Origin of the sequence: Rhodonellum sp. (assembly GCF_030656585.1) — a bacterium.
Taxonomy (GTDB): Bacteria; Bacteroidota; Bacteroidia; order Cytophagales; family Cyclobacteriaceae; genus Rhodonellum; species Rhodonellum psychrophilum.
Window position 1 is genome coordinate 24,168 of record NZ_JAUSPP010000063.1, and the last position, 18,210, is coordinate 42,377.

The 18,210-nt window shown below is 42.6% G+C and carries 12 protein-coding genes; 9 read left to right on the forward strand and 3 right to left on the reverse strand.

Features of this window, described 5'->3' with window-relative positions; genetic code table 11:
- Nucleotides 1–177 precede the first annotated feature (177 nt).
- From Q7J63_RS15940 to Q7J63_RS15965, 6 genes are all read left to right on the forward strand, one after another.
- Nucleotides 178–1,344: a 1-deoxy-D-xylulose-5-phosphate reductoisomerase gene (locus Q7J63_RS15940; RefSeq protein WP_304887561.1), complete on the forward strand. Its 1,167-nt coding sequence runs from the start codon at nt 178–180 to the stop codon at nt 1,342–1,344.
- Nucleotides 1,344–2,663: an RIP metalloprotease RseP gene (gene rseP / locus Q7J63_RS15945; protein ID WP_304887562.1), complete on the forward strand. Its 1,320-nt coding sequence runs from the start codon at nt 1,344–1,346 to the stop codon at nt 2,661–2,663. The genes Q7J63_RS15940 and rseP overlap by 1 nt, the downstream gene beginning before the upstream one ends.
- 1,066 nt (nt 2,664–3,729) lie before the next feature.
- Nucleotides 3,730–6,219, forward strand: a complete 2,490-nt coding sequence (gene lon / locus Q7J63_RS15950; protein WP_019597999.1) for an endopeptidase La — start codon at nt 3,730–3,732, stop codon at nt 6,217–6,219.
- Nucleotides 6,220–6,272: 53 nt separating this feature from the next.
- Nucleotides 6,273–7,292, forward strand: a complete 1,020-nt coding sequence (porQ, locus tag Q7J63_RS15955) for a type IX secretion system protein PorQ (protein ID WP_304887565.1) — start codon at nt 6,273–6,275, stop codon at nt 7,290–7,292.
- Between the two features lie 11 nt (nt 7,293–7,303).
- A complete protein-coding gene (gene hslU / locus Q7J63_RS15960) occupies nt 7,304–8,710 on the forward strand; it encodes an ATP-dependent protease ATPase subunit HslU (protein WP_019598001.1) in 1,407 nt (468 codons plus the stop codon).
- Nucleotides 8,711–8,991: 281 nt separating this feature from the next.
- The gene (locus Q7J63_RS15965) at nt 8,992–9,729 is read left to right on the forward strand and encodes an SDR family NAD(P)-dependent oxidoreductase (RefSeq protein WP_304887566.1); all 738 of its coding nucleotides are present in this window, start codon (nt 8,992–8,994) and stop codon (nt 9,727–9,729) included.
- On the opposite strand, the gene Q7J63_RS15970 is transcribed toward Q7J63_RS15965, so the two are convergent.
- Nucleotides 9,726–10,214, reverse strand: coding sequence for a histidine phosphatase family protein (locus tag Q7J63_RS15970; protein WP_304887567.1), 489 nt, complete (start codon nt 10,212–10,214; stop codon nt 9,726–9,728). The genes Q7J63_RS15965 and Q7J63_RS15970 overlap by 4 nt on opposite strands.
- Before the next feature lie 94 nt (nt 10,215–10,308).
- Here Q7J63_RS15970 and Q7J63_RS15975 point away from each other — a divergent pair, with 94 nt between their 5' ends.
- Entirely contained in the window at nt 10,309–10,503 is a 195-nt protein-coding gene (locus Q7J63_RS15975; protein WP_019598004.1) for a cold-shock protein, read from the forward strand.
- A gap of 218 nt (nt 10,504–10,721) precedes the next feature.
- Here the strand turns inward: Q7J63_RS15975 and Q7J63_RS15980 are convergent, their stop codons facing one another.
- Together Q7J63_RS15980 and gndA are read right to left on the reverse strand one after the other, a co-directional pair.
- Nucleotides 10,722–12,104, reverse strand: a complete 1,383-nt coding sequence (locus tag Q7J63_RS15980; RefSeq protein ID WP_304887569.1) for an amidohydrolase family protein — start codon at nt 12,102–12,104, stop codon at nt 10,722–10,724.
- Between the two features lie 46 nt (nt 12,105–12,150).
- Nucleotides 12,151–14,067, reverse strand: a complete 1,917-nt coding sequence (gene gndA, locus Q7J63_RS15985) for an NADP-dependent phosphogluconate dehydrogenase (RefSeq protein WP_304887570.1) — start codon at nt 14,065–14,067, stop codon at nt 12,151–12,153.
- Between the two features lie 50 nt (nt 14,068–14,117).
- Between gndA and Q7J63_RS15990 the strand changes: the two genes are divergently transcribed.
- Together Q7J63_RS15990 and Q7J63_RS15995 are read left to right on the forward strand one after the other, a co-directional pair.
- Nucleotides 14,118–15,575, forward strand: coding sequence for a DUF294 nucleotidyltransferase-like domain-containing protein (locus Q7J63_RS15990; protein ID WP_304887572.1), 1,458 nt, complete (start codon nt 14,118–14,120; stop codon nt 15,573–15,575).
- 241 nt (nt 15,576–15,816) lie between these two features.
- The gene (locus Q7J63_RS15995; RefSeq protein ID WP_304887574.1) at nt 15,817–18,144 is read left to right on the forward strand and encodes a glucosamine-6-phosphate isomerase; all 2,328 of its coding nucleotides are present in this window, start codon (nt 15,817–15,819) and stop codon (nt 18,142–18,144) included.
- Nucleotides 18,145–18,210 lie beyond the last annotated feature (66 nt).

Sequence of the window (18,210 nt, forward strand, 5' to 3'; positions counted from 1 at the left end):
ATGTTAACACGAAATAGGGAAATTTCTGATCCGAAAATACGATATTTCGAAATGATAGGGGAAATAGCAAGGAAAAGTCTTTGATCGTTGTAATTTTGTCATTTTGAAAGCATAAAACATTTAGGATTCAAAACACTTTCCTTCAAGAATAAGCCCAAATCGACACAATAGGATTTCATGTCAGAAAAAAAACGAATTGCCATTCTTGGCTCAACAGGCAGCATCGGAACCCAAACCTTGGAGGTGATCAAAAACCACCTGGATAAATTTGAGGTTGAAGTCCTAACGGCCCAAAACAATGCGAATTTGCTGATCGCCCAAGCGAGGGAATTTCTCCCCAATTGTGTGGTCATTGTCAATGAAGACCATTATCCAAAGGTAAAAGAAGCGCTTCTTCCCATAAACATAAAGGTTTACACAGGTGAAAAGGCACTGAATCAGGTAGTGGAAATGGACACCATCGATGTGGTCCTCACGGCTTTGGTGGGATATTCCGGATTGATCCCGACCATACATGCCATCAAAAGCGGCAAACAAATCGCCTTGGCCAACAAAGAAACCTTGGTGGTCGCCGGCGAAATGATCACGAAACTTGCCAAAGAATATGCCGTCAATATTTATCCGGTTGATTCTGAGCATTCTGCAATTTTTCAATGCCTGGTGGGGGAATTCCACAACCCAATAGAAAAAATCATTCTTACAGCCTCCGGCGGCCCCTTCCGCGGCAAGGACCGGAAATTCCTGGAAACCGTCACGAAGGCTCAAGCCCTCAAACATCCCAACTGGGATATGGGCGCCAAAATCACCATTGATTCAGCATCCATGATGAACAAGGGTCTAGAGGTGATAGAGGCCAAATGGCTTTTCGGATTGAGATCCGAGCAGATTGAGGTGATCGTTCACCCGCAATCCATCGTCCATTCCTTGATCCAATTTGAGGATGGATCCATTAAAGCACAACTTGGATTGCCGGATATGCGTATTCCCATTCAGTTTGCATTGAGTTATCCAGAGAGATTGAAGGCGGATTTCCCGCGATTCAATTTTGCCCAATACCCCAATTTGACCTTCGAACAACCTGACTTTGAGACCTTCCAAAACCTTCAACTTGCATTTGATGCCATGGAAAAAGGCGGAAATGCACCTTGCATCTTGAACGCTGCGAACGAAATCGCTGTGGCCGCATTTTTGAGGGAAGAGGTTGGGTTCTTGGAAATGTCCGATCTTATCGCAGAAACGATGGTAAAGATGGATTTTATACCGAAACCTTCCTTGGAAGATTTCATAGAAACGGACAAAATGTCCAGAATCATCACACAGAAACTTATAAAGAGTAAAGTATAATGGATACATTGATTATGGTGGGCCAGTTGTTACTGGGTTTGTCAATTTTGGTCGGCTTGCATGAGTTGGGCCACCTTCTTACCGCCAAGATGTTTGGCATGAGAGTAGAAAAATTTTCCATTGGATTCCCTCCAAAAATCATCGGATTCCAATGGGGAGAAACGGAATATTCCATAGGAGCCATCCCTCTGGGCGGATTTGTCAAAATCTCCGGAATGGTGGATGAATCTATGGACAAAGATCAGCTTTCAGCAGAACCCCAACCCTGGGAGTTCCGCTCAAAACCAGCTTGGCAGCGATTGATTGTCATGCTGGGTGGTATTATTGTCAACGTAGTGACCGGTATCATCATCTTTGTAGTGCTGGTTCACCAAAGAGGAGAAACCTACTATTCCAGGGATCAAGTGATTGAGAACGGAATTGTCGCCTATGAAATCGGACAACAAATTGGCTTCCAAGATGGTGACAAAGTATTGGACATCAACGGGCAACCGTATGTGAGCATCAATGAGCTGAGCGGTGGCGAAGCATTATTGAGCAGCGGTGGATATTACTCTGTGGATCGTGGAGGAGAAGTCGTCAAAATCGATATTCCAAGAGGCTTCATCAACTCGTTTTCCAACGAGGAAAGCATGTCCAAATTCATCAACATCAGGTTTCCTTTTGAAATTCAAGAGGTGGCTCCCAAAAGTGCAGCTGAGGCTATCGGACTCCAAAAAGGCGATAAAATCATTGCAGTCAACGATCGTCCGATAGAATACTTCAATGAACTCCAAACTTCATTGGGTGAATTGAAAGGTGAAAAAGCAGAATTGACCATCCAAAGAAACGGTGAAATTCTATCGAAAACTGCAGACGTTTCGGAGGAAGGAACCATTGGGATTGCGATCAATTCTTTGCTCTCCCCCGTTGTGAAAAAATATGCAATCGGTGAATCGATTGCAAAAGGAACCCAAAGGGCCTTCGGTGTGGTCATCGTGAATGCAAAAGCCCTGGGCAAAATGTTTACAGGAGAAGTCTCCGCCAAGAATGTCAGTGGCCCTATTGGAATGGCTCAAATCTATGGAAATCAGTGGGATTGGGTCAAATTTTGGACGATCACAGGTTTGATCTCCATGATCCTCGCCTTTATGAACCTTTTGCCAATCCCCGCTTTGGATGGTGGGCATGTAATGTTCCTTTTGTATGAAATGATTTCAGGCAGATCGCCTTCCGATAAGTTCCTTGAAAATGCCCAAAAAGTAGGAATGGTCCTATTGCTTGCCTTGATGGTCTTCGCCATCGGAAACGATATTTTAAAATTGTTTACCGGGTCTTAATCTTTGAAAAGAAACTGATCAAATAATTAAAAAAAGCCGTTGGGAAGTAGATCCCAACGGCTTTTTTTAATTTGTCCCGATTCCGAGTAACAAAGCTTTCCAGGAATTCATTTATAAACCCTCTATCCAATTCATGAATAGAGGTTGGTTTCACAAGTAGGTTTAATCCGAATTCTAAGACATTGGAAAAGTAACGTAGCGCATCTAACTTGAATCAAGTTAGATGGAATATGCATTCCGTTTCCCAAAGGGGTTGAAACTGCAAGAAAATCAGATCATTTGGGAAATAAGGCCTGGTCCCGAAATGGTGAAGTCAAAAACAGCAAACAACTGATTGATTAATCATCAATTTCAGGGTGCAATAGAATTGGAAACGCATAAAACAGGTTTTAATCCTGATTCTATAAAATCAAGGGGGGATCTATCCCAAAACACTTTGGGAAATTGAACCCGTTTTATGCATTACGAACTCATTTCAATATTGTAATTAACTGATATTCAATTAGGTGTTGATTGATTTTGACTTCACCCTATTGGTGTCAGGAATTAGTCTCCCGATAGTCTGGTTTTCCTGCAGTTTCGCTCTCATTTGGATACCGAATGCATATTTCGGGTTGAATGTAAACAGGATTCCTGATGTGACCCGTAGCCTATCAGACCCAACCCCACCCTCCTTCCAAAAAACCAAGGAGATTTTGGGGAAAACATTTCCTTTAATGCTACTCTGACTATCCGTTTTTGCCCCTTGACGAATTCTCTCGCTATCGGGCTTGAAGGCCAAAGAGATCCAAAATTCTCGGTTTTATGGATTTTTTTTACTGGCGAAATGGGGCTATTGGGAAAGTTAGGGACATCTACAAAACTTATAGATTGGAAGCAATGAGGCCGCTGGAAAACAAAAACACAACTTCTGAATTAATTATAAAACAATATCAACTAACCCTGCCAATTTGTTACTAAAACAACATTGGCATATACATTGAAATTAAATGAAAAACCTTCTTAAATTGAGGGATTATCTATTCTATAAAAATTAACATGACATTTGTACTGTCATATTGTCTATATGAACAATTTCGGAAATCAATTATATCAAGCGCTTATGGTAGGGGATTACTCAGGAGAGGGGGAACTCATCCAACTCATTACGGATGAAGATGATGATAGTCCTCTGCAACTGGAAAAATACCAAGAAGAAATCCCAATCCTAACAGTAAGAAATACCGTTCTTTTTCCCGGCGTGGTCATTCCCATCACTTTGGGAAGGCAACGCTCCATAAGATTGGTCAAAAAAGCCCAAAAGGGAGATAAATATATCGGCGTTTGTGCCCAAATCAACCCCAACAACGATGATCCCTCATGGGAAGACATCCATCAGGTGGGTACAGTCGCCAAGATCATTAAGATGATCGTATTGCCTGATGGCAACACGACGATCATCATCCAAGGCAAAAAGCGCTTTAAAATCAAGGAAACCATCACCGATGATCCCTATTTTATTGCCAAAGTAGATTATTTGGAAGAAAATTTCCCGAAAAACAGCAAGAAAATACAGGCTTTGGAAGAATCCTTAAAAGATGCTGCGGCAAAAATCCTCCACCTCAATCCAGAAATTCCAAGGGAAGCCCAGGTTGCCTTGGACAATATCGACAACACGGCATTTCTCACCCATTTCCTTTCCTCTAACATCAATGCTCCAGTAGAAGCAAAACAGCGGCTTTTGGAAATCAATGACGGTATCGAGCGGGCAACGCTTTTGCTCGAATTTATGATGAAAGACATTCAGATGCTGGAGCTGAAAAGCGAAATCCAGAAGAAGGTCCATACCGATATTGATCAACAACAAAGAGATTACTTCCTGAGGCAACAAATGAAGGTCCTTCAAACCGAACTCGGCGAGGAAGGATCCGAAAAGGAAGTGGATGAGCTTCGCAAAAAAGCCGCTAAGAAGAAGTGGCCCAAAGAAGTCGCCATACACTTTGCAAAGGAACTGGACAAAATAATGCGCATCAATCCATCTGCTGCCGAATATCCAATATCCCTGAACTATGCAGAGACTATGGTGGAATTGCCTTGGAATGAATTCACGAAAGACAATTTTGACCTCAAAAGAGCCAAAACCATCTTGGACAAGGACCATCACGGTTTGGAGAAAGTAAAGGAGCGGATCATCGAGTATTTGGCCGTTTTGAAATTAAAAAATGACCTTAAAGGTCCGATTCTCTGTCTTTATGGACCTCCAGGTGTTGGAAAGACTTCCTTGGGAAAATCCATTGCCACAGCATTGGGAAGAAAGTACATCAGAATGTCCCTTGGTGGTCTTCACGACGAAGCCGAAATCAGAGGACACAGGAAGACTTACGTAGGCGCAATGCCGGGTAAGATTATCCAAAACATGAAAAAAGTAAAGACATCCAATCCTGTTTATGTATTGGATGAGATCGATAAATTGAGTTCCGATTTCAGGGGAGATCCTTCCTCTGCTTTCCTTGAGGTGTTGGATCCAGAACAAAACAGCACCTTCACTGACAACTATCTGGAGGTGGAGTATGACTTGTCCAAAGTCCTGTTCATCGCCACTGCAAACTCGCTGGACACCATACAGCCTGCGCTTAGAGACAGGATGGAAATCATCGAGGTGACAGGGTATACTTTGGATGAAAAGGTTGAAATAGCAAAAAAACACCTTATTCCCAAGCAACGGAAGGAGCATGGGATTACAGGGAAGGACGTGACTTTTGAAAGAAGTGCCATTGTAAAACTCATTGAAGATTATACCCGGGAATCCGGTGTGAGAAGTCTCGAAAGGGTGGTTGGAAAAGTGATCCGAAACGTCGCGAAATCCATCGCAATGGAGGAAGAATACACCAAGAAAATCACCCCGGATCAGGTCCGAAAAGTTTTGGGCGGGGAGATTTTTGACAAAGAAATGTATCAGGACAATACCGTTGCAGGCGTGGTCACGGGCCTTGCCTGGACACCTGTGGGAGGAGAAATTCTCTTTATCGAAACCTCGCTGAGCAAGGGAAAAGGCAAGTTGACCCTATCCGGTCAGCTTGGGGAAGTGATGAAAGAATCTGCAGTGACGGCACTTTCCTACCTGAAATCCAAAGCCGAGAAATTCGGAATCGATTATAGGGTATTTGACCAATACGACCTTCACATTCACGTGCCGGCAGGTGCTGTCCCTAAAGATGGACCTTCGGCTGGAATCACGATGCTGACGGCCATGGCATCCGTATTTTCCCAAAGAAAAGTCAAAGCCAAATTGGCCATGACTGGTGAAATCACCCTCCGCGGAAAAGTGATGCCCGTGGGAGGTATCAAGGAAAAAATCCTTGCTGCCCGGAGAGCCGGATTGAAAGAAATCGTGCTTTGTCATAAAAACAAAAGGGATATTGATGAGATTGATGAGCAATACGTCAAGGGAATCACATTCCATTTTGTGGACAAAGTAGAGGAGGTTCTGGAAATTGCACTTTTAAAGACCAAAGTGGATGATCCAATGAAATTCACCTTCGACAGTCCCAATAGAGTTGCCGTCGTGAACGAATAAATCCCTTGAGGATTATTTCCCAGTACTAATCTGCACGGCAAAATGAATGCATTTTGAAGTACACAAAACCATATCTCTACCTGATGGTGTTGGGCTGCTATATGGCAGCCCAACACCTTTCCTGGGGACAAGCCAATAGGCGTTCCTTTAATTTCATTGAAAATCCCACATTCACCAAATTGGCAGGTTTGGGAGGTGTAAATCTGACTGCGGGAAATGATCCTTTGATGTTTTTAGCCAATCCAGCACTGCTCGATAGTGGATCTACAGGAATGCCGGCCTTTCACTACCTGAATTTCCCCGGAGGAATACATGTAGCAACAGTAGGATTCAATTTCAACCACGGCGAAAAAGGAATCATTGGGATCGGCTTGCAATATTTTGATTATGGTAAATTTGATGGTTTTGATCCATCGGGAATACCGACTGGAGATTTCAATGCACGTGAATTCGCATTGACCATTGGCTATGGCATGGGACAGGGCGTATTCCGATACGGAGCCAATTTCAAACTATTGGGCTCAATTCTGGAAAGTTATCAGGCCTATGCAATTGCACTGGATTTCGGTGTCAATTTTGTCCATCCCGATCAAGATATTGTATTGGGAATCAATGCTCGGAATATCGGATTTACGGTAATCCCCTATTTTGAAGGAGAAAAAATGCAGCTTCCAACAGATCTAAGGATCGGAGGGAGTTACAAACCTGAGTTTGCCCCATTTCGATTTCATTTGACGCTGAGAAATTTACAAAGCAGGGAAGTGGGTTTTTTTGTTCCCGACCCATTCCTGAATGGGGAAGGTGTCAGTACGGCGGACAAATTCTTCAGGAGGGTGGTAATAGGAATGGAGCTTTTGCCCAGTGAACATTTCACTTTGCGACTGGGTTATAATCACTTGATTCGAAAAGAGTTTGAAACATCCTCTGGAGCCGGTGCAGGCGGTTTTTCGGGAGGTTTTGCTTTTAGGGTTAAGAAATTTGAACTATCCTATTCTAGGATGTTTTACAATGTACCGGGCGGTTCGAATATTTTCGGCGTGTCCACTACCATAAATGAAAAACGAACGTTTTAACGTTATAAGATATGAGAAACGAAATCAATGATTTGACACCAAGGCAAATCGTAGCTGAATTGGATAAATACATTATCGGACAGCACGATGCCAAAAGAAATGTAGCGATCGCACTTCGAAACAGAATCCGGAGGATGAATGTCAAAACAGACATCCAAAAGGATATCGTTCCCAACAACATCTTGATGATCGGATCGACCGGTGTCGGTAAAACCGAAATTGCCCGAAGGTTGGCCAAAGTCGCAAATGCACCCTTCACAAAAGTGGAAGCTTCAAAATTCACCGAAGTGGGTTATGTGGGCCGTGATGTGGAAAGCATGGTCAGGGATTTGGCTGAGCAAGCCATTCACTTGGTTAGGGAAAAGAAAAATGAAGAGGTCAAGGAAAAAGCTGCCCATTCGGTAGAGGAAATCATCTTGGACATTTTGATTCCTCCCGTAAAAGCTTCTGCGGGCTTCAATCGACAAACGCTTTCAAATCCGAGTGATTTCAACCCCGAAAATGCATCGGAGGATGAATTGAACGAAAGGACCCGAGAACGTTTCCGGGAGAAATTGAAAAACGGAGAACTGGAAGACAGAAAGATAGAAATCAACGTGAAGCAATCCGCTCCAGTGGGTATTGGGATGATGGGCAACGGCATGATGGACGATGCCAGTATGGCAGGAATACAGGAAATGATCAGCGGCATGATGCCCAAACGCACCAAGAAACGTAAGCTTACCATTGGCGAAGCCAGAAAGGTACTGATGGAAGAGGAAGCCGGAAAACTGATTGATTTTGATGAGGTTAAGGAAGAAGCCATTCGTTTGGCTGAAAACAATGGCATCATCTTTATCGATGAAATTGATAAAATCGCGTCCAAAAGTGGAAAGGGCGGCGGAGGTCCAGATGTAAGCCGAGAAGGCGTGCAAAGGGATTTGTTGCCTATCGTGGAAGGAAGTGCAGTAAGCACCAAATACGGGATACTCAACACGGATCACGTACTCTTTATTGCAGCAGGAGCTTTTCATGTTAGCAAACCTTCAGACCTGATCCCGGAATTGCAGGGTAGATTCCCGATTCGCGTAGAATTGAGCAGCTTGACGGAGGAGGATTTTTATCGCATCCTGAAAGAACCCAAAAATGCCTTGACCAAACAATACCAAGCGCTTTTTGAGGCCGAAGAAGTATATCTGGATTTCAATGATGAGTCTCTGCAAGAAATTGCCAAACTCGCCTTTAAAATCAACGAAGATGTGGAAAACATCGGAGCAAGAAGATTGCATACCGTGATGAGTCACCTGCTCAATGACTACCTTTTCGACGTACCGGACACCATAGAAGCCAATTCCAAAATCATGATCACCAGAGAAATGGTTCAGGAAAAGCTGAGTTCCTTGGTCAAAAACAGGGATTTGTCACAATATATTCTTTGATAAAAGAGGGGCTAAAATGCCCCTCTTTTATTTCATTACAGTGGTAACTTCTATTTTTTAAAACCGAAATATGCAAAATATTCTCAAATGGGATTGAAATTGCAAAAAAATCAGACTATTTGGGGTATAAAGTAGCGTACCGATAGGGTGAAGTAAAAAATGATGGGTAACTGAATGATTATTAAAACATTTAAGGCTGGATTAAAATTGGAAATGCATCACCCGGGTTAAATCACAGCTCAACATGAATGAGAATCTTTAAACTCAAAACCTAAGGCAATATGAAACCAACAACTTTATACATCATCACTGGGTCAAGCAAGGGAATTGGAAAAGCATTGGTGGAAATGCTTTCTCAAGATAAGAAAAACCAAATTATTGGAATTTCCAGGTCCGAAATGAAAATGGATTCACCAAATTTCCATCCCATTGTTTTAGATCTTGGGAATTTGGAAGTGCTTGGTGATCGATGGGATGAATTTTTTCCTGCTGGGACATTTGAGAAAATCATCTTGATCAACAATGCGGGTTGGATTGGTCAAGTAGATCATTTTGGTAAACTTGATCCAAAAAATATCCTAGATATTTTTAATATCAATACGCTTGCTCCTGCCCTATTGATGAATGAATTTGTCAAAAGATATGGAGGTTCCAAAGAAGCTGAAAGAATTGTAGTCAATATCAGTTCGGGAGCAGCTAAAAAGCCTGTCGATGGTTGGTCAGGATATTGCGCCTCCAAAGCAGCCTTGAACATGCTCACGGAAATCGCCCAAAAAGAAGCGCTTATCCAATCCTCGGGGATCCTATTTTTTGCCCTATCGCCAGGTGTGGTGGACACCAAAATGCAGGAAGACATCCGTTCTGCCCCGCTGGAAGGATTTACCTCGCTTCCAAAATTCCAAGGATTAAAGGCCAATAAGGAGTTGAGTACTCCCAAACAAACCGCAGAAAAAATAATGTTCCTTATCGAGAATCCCTCAAAATTTGGAGAAGTACTTCAAGATGTCAGGGATTTTTAATCATTCTTCGGGAAATCAAAAAACCATAATTTGGCGTTTTGAGGACTGATTTCTTTCCAAGAATTCACATCAAAATTCAACCCGAATTGCCCACATGTAGGAAGATTGTCGATTTTCCCTCCAAACTTCTCGATCAAGTCATTGAGTCCTGGATTGTGCCCAAAAAGAAATAGCGTCTGAACTTTGTTCTCAGTTTTTTTGATTTCGTCGAATATCGTATCGGCCAAGGAATGGAAAAGCCTGGACGTAAAATGAATTTTAGCTTTTGGGAAATCCAGGATTTCCGCCGTGATCAATGCCGTATTTTTTGCCCTTTCTGCATCCGAGGAAAGCATTGCATCTGGAATAATATCCTTCTTTTTCAATCTCTTTGCCATTTTTGGGGCATCTCTTAAGCCCCTTTCCGCCAATGGTCTAGAATGATCATCAAGATAAGGACTCTCCCAAGAAGATTTTGCGTGGCGAATAATGACAAGCTTTTTCATGGTTCCAATTTAGTGAATTTTTTATTTGATTTAAGTTATTAAATATTTACATTTATTATTCATATAACCACATATTCATTTAAATTCAATCATTATGCTTACTGGAAAAGTTAAATTTTACAATGATGCCAAAGGATTTGGTTTTATCGTTGACGATCAATCACAAAGTGAGGTTTTTGTCCATGCCACGGGCTTGATAGACAAAGTTGGACAGAACGATAACGTTACGTTTGAGTTAAAAGAAGGAAAAAAAGGACCAAATGCGGTAAATGTCAAAAAATACAATTAGTATTTAAAAATATCCAAAAGAAAACAAGCCCTTCATTCGATAGGCTTGTTTTCTTTTGGATTGAACCAAATACCTTTAAAAATCCGCCCTTATTTTTCAAATTAAATGCCGCCTTTTATAAAGGTTTTTGACTTTTTCAACTTCCTTCCCCAATTAACAACCCGACGATGATCAATCATTGCAGAACGGCGCTTAGTCTTCAAACAATGATAGCGTTTTTATTTCCTCCTGTTTTTTTCCTCAATCCGGTTAAGTTCAGTATCCAGTTCCTCACGTGGGATCCACTCTCCACGGACCATAATGCCATGAAGATTTTTCAGGGCATTCAAATCCTCCAGCGGGTTGCCATTGACCAGAACAAAGTCCGCTGCTGCTCCTTTCCTTATAGAACCAAATTCTCCAATCTTTTCAAAATATGCAGCTACATTGATGGAGCCAGATTTCAGGATTTCGAATGGACTGACACCCGCATCATGCATCGAGGCTATTTCGTGGTGGATGGAGAATCCCGGCACATTGAAAACCTGAGGTGAATCGGAGCTCATGACCAAGGGAACTCCACCTTCATGCAATGCCAGCAACATTTCTTTTCTAAACTCCAGATAAGGCACCACCTTCTCTTCACTTAGCACCCCTTGGTTTTCCAACATCTTTTTTTGATTTACCCATTGCTGTACTTGAAGGCCAGGCATGTATTTCATTTCGGGAGCCAACCTGAATTCATCGGCCGGAACATACCCGAAAAATCTTTCGAAAAGCGTCAGGGTTGGGGCAATCCATGCTTTCTTTTCCAAGGTCAATTGCACCAGTTCTGGGATTTTTGATTTATCGGCCTCCCCTACCAAAAGCATACTGAAAGGGCCGGCGATCTGTGGGTCCAGCCGAGACTTATCTGCAACCATAGCCTCGATATAGCCATCCATGTGCTCCACTGAACGGTATCCATTGTTCAGCGAGTTTTGCAACCCCACATCGAGGGAAATGTGTCCCCCAAGCATGATCCCTACTTCCTTTGCTGTTTTAGAAATGGCAAGAAATTTTGGCAAATCCAATCCAGGATGAAGCTTTAGATGGTTGTACCCAGCAAGTTTTTGATCTTTCACCATTTGGGCGGCTTTTTCAGGGCTTTGTACCGAAGTCCCGTTAAGGGAAGGGCCTGCTGCAAATATTCTTGGTCCTTTTATTTCACCTGATGCAATCTTCCTTTTTAAGACCAGATGGGATGGATGGCCTATCATGCCCCTGACATTCAAGATCCCATTGGCCAGATAAAGCCACATGACATCTTGGACATAAGAAAAATCATCCGTTTCGGTAATAGGAATATGAGAATGCATCTCCGCAAGTCCCGGAAAAACATAAGCCCCATTCCCGTCAATAACTTTCAAATCCTCATCAAGGGGAATTCCCTTTGCAATTGGAAATATGCCTTGGATTTTTCCGGATTTTACATGGATGAAATGATCACTCAAGACTCGATCGGATTCCATGCTGATGATATGGACATTGGTCACAGCATATTGCTGAGCAAAGAGGTCAGTGGAAAAAGCCGCCAAAAGAAGCAAAATAAAGGATAGCGTTCTTTTTTTCAAGGTTTTCATTTCGGGTTTTTTAGGTTTTAAAGGATTAAAAGGTCTACCTGTGATTTCATCTGGTTTTTTTCTGTGCCAACAGCCAATCGGTGTGGAAATAAGCCCCCGAAGGATCCCCTTTGATTTGGTAGGTATGGGCCCCAAAATAATCTCGCTGCGCTTGGAGAAGGTTGGCCGAAGAATTCGCCGTGATTCTCCCAAAGAGATAATTTGCAGCCGCAGACATGACCGGCAATGCAAAATCGTGCTGTAAACCCAAGCCAATCATGCTGGTAAGATCTTTTTTCAGACCTCTGATTTTCAACACCATTTTGTTGTTTCTGAAGATGGCTTGGTCTGTCTCAAAAACATCGACCAAATCTTCCATCAAACCTGACCTGATGATGCAACCATTCGTCCAAATCCTAGCAATTTCACTGAGGTTCAGACCCCAGTTTTCATCTTCAGAAACCTTTGACATCAATGAAAATCCAACCTCATGATTGATGATGCGTGTCAGGGCATAAGCATTTTTTAAAGACTCCAACAGGAGATTCTTGTCTTCTCTGAAAGCCAAAAATTTATGTCCAAATACCGCCCCGAGCTCCTCCCTTTCCTTTTTGAACCCAGATAAATTTCGGGCAGCCACTGCTTCGGACAAAGGACTATAGGGGACATTGTATTTCAAGGCAGTGGTCAGCGACCATGCACCCGTTCCCTTCTGACCCGCCACATCCAAAATCCGGTCAAGCAGGAACTCTGAATTCTCCTTGAACAAAAGAATATTTGCCGTGATTTCCAACAAATAACTTTTCAACCCTTCTTCAGCCCACCCTTTCAATACCTGGGAAATCTCAATGGGATTGATTTTCAATCCATATCTCATTAAGTGGACGGTTTCCGCCAAAGCCTGCATTTCTGCATATTCAATACTGTTGTGCACCATCTTGACAAAGTGTCCTGAACCATCTGGACCAACATAGGTGACACAAGGCTTCCCATGCTTGTCTTTGGCCGCAATCTTTTCCAAAAATGGAGCTATTCTTAAATAGCCTTCCCGATCACCGCCGGGCATCATGGAAGGACCTTTTCTCGCGCCTTCCTCCCCTCCTGAAACGCCCATCGGTAAGAAATGGAATCCTTTCCCCCTGAGGTATTGGCTTCGTCTTGAGGAATCCTCGTAAAAAGAATTTCCTCCATCGATGATCAAATCCCCTTCTTCCAGAAGCGGAATGAGCTGTTCAATCTGTTGGTCAATGGCAGCACCCGCTGGAATCATCAGCAGTATATTTCTGGGCTTTTCTAAGCTCCCCAGAAACCCTTCCATCTCGTCAAATCCTTCCAGCAAATGGAATTCGGAATGTACCGACGCAAATGCTGATGCTATTTTTTCTTCTTTTTGGGGAACATGTCTGTTGAAAACGGATACGGGAACACCTTTTTCGGCCAGGTTGAGTGCCAGGCTTTTCCCCATCACCCCCATACCGATCACACCCATTTTAGACAAAAATGGATTGGATGTCAGGTATTTCAAGGCTTGCTCCACCAACTTCTCTGGATCTTCCTTCACATCCAAATGAAGTCCATAGGAAGGATCTTCCCATGTTTCCATTTGTGAAGTGAGCAAATCAGGGTTCATATAATGGTTTTTCCGGTTGCTAAGGCGTGCTGCCAAAAGTTGTTTTTCTCCTTTTAAATGTATCCAATGGATATGAGGGACTACCTGAAGAATTTCTCTATATTCTTCTTTCAAGGCAGAACAGGCCAAGATCGCTCCTTGTTTGGAATTCCATTCTTCGATTTTTTCAGCAAGGTGATTCAACCATGGTTCCCGATCATGATCGGTCAACGGAATACCTTGTTGCATCTTTTCAACATTCACGGCGGGATGAAAATCATCCGCATCATAAAAAGGCAAATTTAATCTTTTGGCCAAAAGCGAACCTATGGTCGTTTTTCCACTGCCAGATACTCCCGTCACGATTATAATCATAGCCCAAGTTAATAAATTTAATTATTTTCACCATCAGAAGCCGAGCGACCATGATACAAACCAGTGAAATCAGCACCGATCATTTCTATTCAAAAAAGGTAGGTGATCTCCATTTCAGAAATCTCCGTACCTGTCCTGAAAACACCCCAATTTATCAGGCAGCACAATGGATGTCCCAGGAGAAAATTTCATGTCTTTTCGTAGGCGACTCCAACCAGCAAATAAAAGGTTTTGTGACCGACATCACTCTTCGGGATCAGGTATTGGCAAAAAAGCGAAATCACGATATCGCCATTGGGGAAATCATGGATAGAAATATCATCTACATTCGCAAAGACGCTTATCTGTACGAAGCATTGTTGATGATGTTCCAAACCAAAACGCGGTATCTATTGGTCAAAGACGGCTCGGAGTATGTCGGTTGGATCAGCCGGACCAAAATCCTGACCGAACAATCCCAAAGTCCGTTTATTTTCATCCAATCGGTAAAACAAGCGTTGGACATTGACGAATTGAAGGAAAAATGGCTTCAAGTCCCCGAAATCGTACACCAGTTGGTCACCCGTGGTTTAAAAGCCGAAATCATCAATCAGATCATCACCACCATTGCAGATACGATCACATTGCGGGTGATTGAAAACACGATTTCGGAAATCGGTTCCCCTCCTGCCAAATTTATATTTTTTGTCTTGGGCAGCGAAGGAAGATCCGAACAGACACTAAAAACGGACCAAGACAATGCCATCATTTACGAAGACAAAGCCAACGAACACCGGGAGGAAACCCGTGAATACTTTCTTGATTTTGCCGATAGGATATCCTCGGCTCTGGACACCATCGGGTTTAGCTTCTGTCTGGGCGGATTTATGGCCAAAAACCCAAAATGGACCCATTCCCTTTCCCACTGGAAAAGAAACTATGAGAGCTGGATCCGTGAATCCACCCAAGAAACGGTCCTCAAATATTCCACATTTTTTGATTGCAGGGGAATATATGGGGATTTTTCCCTTTTGGAAGAATTGAAATCATTTATGGATCTCCAGCTCCAAAACCCAACCGAACGGTTTTACATCAATATGGGAACAAATGCCCTCCAATATGAACCACCGCTGACTTTTTTCAAGAACATCCGAACATTCAAAATAGATGGGGAAAAGTTTTTTGACCTCAAAAAGACCATGACACCCATCGTGGATTTGGTTCGGATTTTCTCCCTCAAAAACAGGGTTTTTGAAACCAATACCGGGAAAAGAATCAAACATCTTCAAGAAAAAGGGGTCTTTTCGAGTAAGGAGGCCCAAGAACTTATCCATGCCTATTACTACCTGATGGCCTTGAGGTTGGAAATCCAATCCTTACAGATCATCAAAGACCACAAAACGCCTGAGAATCACATCAGTCTGCATCAATTGACCAAAGTACAAATGGTGACCTTGGTGGAGATTTTCAAGGTGATCAAAGACTTTCAACTAAAAATTAAGATAGAATTTACAAAGAACATATTTTAACGAATCGAAATATCTTTTTTAATTTTTTTATAAAAGTATATGATTTATAGTAAAAGTTTTTTTATTTTGTATTGGAAATAAAAATCGAATTGACCCCTTCCTTACTGATGGAAGCCTCCAGTTTTGGTTGTTCCCCAATCAGGGTTGTCAAATGATTATTCGGTTTTGAAATTCTTAGAAAACTGAGAACGTTCAGTTCAGCAAAAAAGAAAAAAAACCTAACACTATACGCAAGACCATTATGCTTCAACAATACCCACTTTCAGAAGTCGAAAAAGCTTTTCTAAAAGAGTCAGGAGTTCAGAAAATCAGCACTTTGATTCCCTACCTTATGGTGGACAATTTCCCAAAACTGGGATTGATCACTGCTTGTAGGTTTCTTGAGTGGGTTTCCGAAAACCCAAAAGGGGTAATCAGTCTTCCGACGGGAAAAACCCCTGAATTTTTTATCAAATGGACTCAATACCTTTTGGGAAACTGGGACTCTAAAAAAGGAAAGGAAATCCGGGCAAAATACGGTATGTCGGAAACAAAGAAACCGGTCCTGAAAGACCTGACATTTGTTCAGATCGATGAGTTTTACCCCATTTCCTCGCAGCAAAACAACAGTTTTTTCCACTATGTAAACAAATTCTATCTGGAGGGTTTTGGCTTAAGCAAGGAAAATGCGATTCTGATCAATTCAGATGAAATCATACTTGCCGAGGGAAAGCATTTCAAAGAAATATTCCCGGATTTGAAAGTGGATCTTACCCTTAGATTTAGGGACCCAAAAAACCCTTTGGAAAAACTCCAACAGCAATCTATCTACAAAATCGATCAGTGGTGCGGGGAGTATGAACAAAAGATCAGAGACAAAGGAGGCATTGGCTTCTTCCTTGGGGGAATTGGTCCTGATGGCCATATCGCCTTCAATACAAGAGGGTCACATTTATTTTCCGTCACCCGACTGACCGAAACCAACTTCGAAACCCAGGCCGTCGCCGCTGGGGATTTGGGCGGAATCGAGGTATCGGCCAACCGATTGGTCATTACGATCGGATTGGAAACGATCACCTACAACCCCGATGCTGTCGGCATCATCATCGCAGCAGGTGAAGCCAAAGCCCCAATTGTAAAAGATTCACTTGAAACCCCGATGAACAATGTCTATCCTGCAACGGTCCTTCAAAAACTAAAAAACGGTCGGTTTTATCTGACAAAAGGAGCTGCTGTGAAGTTGACAGATTCCATGGACAGCTACTATGCCAATGGGGATTGGACATGGGAAAAAACAGAGCGTTCCATTATGGACCTCTGCAAAAAACTGAAAAAATATGGCCATCGTTTAAAAATAGATGACCTCAAAAATGATAAATACACCTCTCTGATTCCGGATTTGTCAGAAAATACCGTGAACCAGGTCATGGAAAGTGTTTTGAAAAAAATAAAGAGGGGGACAACCAAAGAAAAAAATGAGGTGCTGCTCCATACGGGCCCACACCATGACGATATTTCTTTGGGAATATTGCCCCACGTCACGAACCAATTACAGGAAAACAGCAATGAGGCCCACTTTTCTGTGCTGACTTCGGGATTTACTGCAGTCACGAATATTTTTGTGATTGACACACTTTTGCACACCAAGAGACTCCTGGATGAGGGGCAAATACAAATGGTGAGATACGAAGATTTCTTTTCTGTGGGATACAAGCTGAAAACAGACAAGGACGTGTACCACTATCTGACCAATGTCGCCTCGGAGGATCCTGACCAAAGAATGCGTGGTCTTTGTCATAGAGTAGTGCGGGCGATCGTGATCATCCATCAAGTTAGAAATAGACAAGAACTCCGGGACACCATCAATGACATCATCAGTATATTGAAAAATTCCTACGATGGTGAAAAGAACCCTTCCAAAATCCAAAAACTGAAGGGCATGATCCGTGAATTTGAGGAGGAGTTGGTCTGGGCGCATTTCGGTGTGCAGGTGAAAAATGTCCACCACCTTCGTCTTGGCTTTTATACCGGCGATATCTTTACAGAGCAACCTGAGAAAAAAAGGGATGTAGAGCCAATTTTGGAAATGCTGAGAAAAATCAACCCCACAAAACTCAGCTTGACCCTTGATCCGGAAGGTTCCGGTCCAGATACGCATTACAAGGTACTCCAAGCCACTGCGGAAGCCGTCCGCCAATGGGCTGAAGAAAAAGATTTGAGCAAGCTCCGCATCATTGGTTACCGAAATGTTTGGTTTAAATTTGAGCCTCATGAGGCCAATGTCATCGTTCCGGTTTCCTTGGGAGATATGTCTGTCATGGAAGATTCCTTCTCCAATTGCTATCTCAGTCAGGTGAACGCCTCCTTTCCGAGCTATTCCCACAACGGGAAATTCAGCACCGTGGCCAAGAGGATTTGGGTGAGTCAGTTGGATGACATTCAATTGTTACTTGGGAAAAACCACTTCTATCTCCACGAAACAGCAACCGTTCGTTCCAGTCATGGTTTGATTTTCTTCAAGGACATGAATGTGGAAGAATTTCTGGCCCATGCAAGGGATTTGGAAAAATCAATCGAGGGAATGATTTAATATTAAAAAATAATTCAACTTTGATAAAGAAGAAGGGAACTAATCCTTCCTCTTTATCAATTTAAC